This window comes from Variovorax soli NBRC 106424 (assembly GCF_001591385.1).
GTDB classification, from domain to species: domain Bacteria; phylum Pseudomonadota; class Gammaproteobacteria; order Burkholderiales; family Burkholderiaceae_C; genus Variovorax; species Variovorax soli.
In genome coordinates, this window is record NZ_BCUU01000204.1 from 1 (window position 1) to 2,509 (window position 2,509).

4 protein-coding genes are annotated in these 2,509 nt (G+C 70.3%); 3 read left to right on the forward strand and 1 reads right to left on the reverse strand.

Translation table 11 applies throughout. The annotated features are described in order from the left end of the window. The 3 genes from VSO01S_RS26255 to VSO01S_RS26940 all read left to right on the forward strand — a co-directional run. A partial coding sequence (locus tag VSO01S_RS26255) for an alpha/beta hydrolase family protein (protein WP_153305456.1) occupies positions 1-877 on the forward strand: 877 nt, incomplete at its 5' end. A 64-nt stretch (positions 878-941) separates the two neighbouring features. Beyond that, positions 942-1,136 (forward strand): YgaP family membrane protein, encoded by a 195-nt coding sequence (locus VSO01S_RS26260; protein ID WP_068645687.1) that lies wholly within the window; start codon positions 942-944, stop codon positions 1,134-1,136. Positions 1,137-1,281: 145 nt separating this feature from the next. Continuing rightward, positions 1,282-1,509, forward strand: coding sequence for a hypothetical protein (locus VSO01S_RS26940; RefSeq protein ID WP_084242139.1), 228 nt, complete (start codon positions 1,282-1,284; stop codon positions 1,507-1,509). Here the strand turns inward: VSO01S_RS26940 and VSO01S_RS26265 are convergent. Beyond that, on the reverse strand, positions 1,476-2,509 hold a 1,034-nt coding region (locus VSO01S_RS26265), incomplete at its 5' end, for a bifunctional aminoglycoside phosphotransferase/ATP-binding protein (RefSeq protein WP_153305457.1). The genes VSO01S_RS26940 and VSO01S_RS26265 overlap by 34 nt on opposite strands.

The following is a 2,509-nucleotide window of genomic DNA, read 5'->3' on the forward strand; positions in this document are numbered from 1 at the left end:
CGCCGGCGCCGCCAGCGTGGCGTGGCGCGGCGCCAGCGCGGCCCATGAGCCGGCACTGCGGGGTTGCCTTTCGGCGCCTCAGCTCATCGAGTACCCGACGCCGCAAGGCGACAGCGCCTTCGCCCTGTTCTATCCGCCGGCGAATGCCAGCTTTCGCGGGCCGCCGGGCACCTTGCCGCCGCTGGTGGTCAAGTGCCACGGCGGGCCCACCTCGGCGGCATCCAGGAGCCTGGACTTGCGAACGCAGTTCTGGACCAGCCGCGGCGTGGCCGTGGTGGATGTCGACTACGGCGGAAGCACCGGCTATGGCCGCGCCTACCGCGAGCGCCTGAAGGGAATGTGGGGCATCGTCGATGCGCAGGACTGTGCCGCCGCGGCGGCCCACCTGGCGGCCACGGGGCGGGTCGACGCAAACCGCATCGTGATCACCGGCGGCAGCGCCGGCGGCTTCACCGCGCTGCGCTGCCTCACCCACGAGGACCTGGCCATCCGAGGGCGCTTTCGGGCCGGCGCGAGCCACTACGGCGTGAGCGACCTGAGCGCGCTCGCGCACGACACGCACAAGTTCGAATCACGCTACCTGGACTGGCTGGTCGGCCCGATCTCCGATGCGCAGGCCTACCTCGATCGTGCCCCGGTGCATCATGCCCAGCGGCTGGGCGTGCCCGTCGCGTTCTTCCAGGGCGCCGAGGACCGGATCGTGCCGCCGAGCCAGACCGAGAAGATGGTGTCGGCCTTGCGGGCGCGGGGCGTTCCGGCGCTGTACCTGCTCTTTGCCGGCGAGCAGCACGGCTTTCGGCAGGCGCAGAACATCGAGCGGGCCCTGGAAGCGGAGGCCGCCTTCTTCGGGACCGAGGCCTTTCGACAGGATGCTTGATCCAGCGCAAGGCCACCTGCGGGCCTCATGCACACCATGCCTCCTCGTTCTTAAGGAGGTGCACATGGAACAAAACGTCGGCCTCATTGATCGCTCTGCCCGCATCGGTGTCGGCACGCTGCTCATCGTCCTTGCCTTCGCCGGAACGATCGGCGCTTGGGGCTACCTCGGACTGCTTCCACTCGTGACCGGCTTTGCCTCGGTATGCCCCATCTACTCGCTGTTCGGCATTCGGACCTGCAGGCGCGAAACGCCCTAGCCGCGGGGGGACCCGGCAGGCTTTGAGATAGATCAACAACGACCCGCGCCGAGTTGCCTAGCATTCGCCTGCGAGGCCCGCATCCGCCCACCGGACGGGCCAGCGTTCATTCGGCATCAATGGGTTTTGCCTGGAGGAGTGGCGCATGCTGAAGACAACTTTCATTACCGACACGGAGTGGCTGGTCGTCGATTACCGGCTCTCTCGCCATGACCGGATCTACGAAGCGAGCCCCATCGTGGTCGAGCGCTCCAGGGGCAAGCGCCCGGACGCGACGCCCTGCCCTTACGACACGGCCACGCTGCATCCGCATTCGAGCTGGCAGCTGCCGGCCGGCGCTCAAGTGGTGAGGGAGCGCGTGCTGAGCGATTGACTGTGCACGCGCACCGCATCCCGCTCGTCGGGTTCCAAGGCCTGCATCGCGCTTGCCAGCCGCACCAGCACCGCAGCGTTGGCTTCCGAGGCATCGTTCACGCGACCGGCCAGCCGGCGGCGCAGCACCGCCTCCGGCGCCTCGCACGGCAGGATCTCGAAGGGCACGCCGCATTCGCGCGCAAGCTGCCGGGCAGCATCGCGTTCATGCCGCATCAGGAAGGCCGCGTCGATCACCGCCGTGAAGCCCGCCGACAGGATGCCGCGGGCCAGTTCCAGCAGCCGCCCGTAGGTGCGGGCCGTGGCGTTGCCCGCGTAGATGTCCATGCCGCGGGCCTGCGAACTTTCCAGCGCGCCCAGGCCGAACAGACGCTTGCGTTCGACATCCGAGCGCACGCGCAGCGCACCTTGCCGCTCCAGCAGCCGCTGCGACTCGAAAGTCTTGCCGGTGCCGGGCAGCCCGTGCATGATCACCAGGCGCGGCAGCGCGGGGCGGGACCACGCGAGTGCTGCCGCGGCGTAGGCCCTCGCCTGGGCGCAGCGGCCGCCGCGCATGTACTCGGCCTGCGCACGCACCAGGGCCCGGTAGGCCAGCGCGTAGCGCAGCACGCCCGCCGCCTCTTGCTCGCCGGTGGCATCCATCCACGCATTCAGGAACCGCCAGCAGTAGTCCGGCCGGCCGCGCGCGGCGAAGTCCATGGCCGCGAAGGCCGCATCCTCGGCCACGTCGATCCAGCGCAGCGCCGGGTCGAAGTCGATGGCATCGAATGCCACGGCCTGCCCGTCCAGGTCGACCGCGTTGGCCAGGTGCAGGTCGCCGTGGCATTCGCGAACCCGGCCCGCCAGCAGCCGCCTGCGCCATACCGCGCCCAGCGCCGTGGCGCCTTCGTCGAACCAGCGCCGCAGGTGCCTGTGCTGCGCCGGCAAGAGCATGGGCGCCGCACCTTCCAGTGCGGCCAGCGCCCGGCCGTGCGGGCCTGCGGCCGGTGAACCGGCCCGGC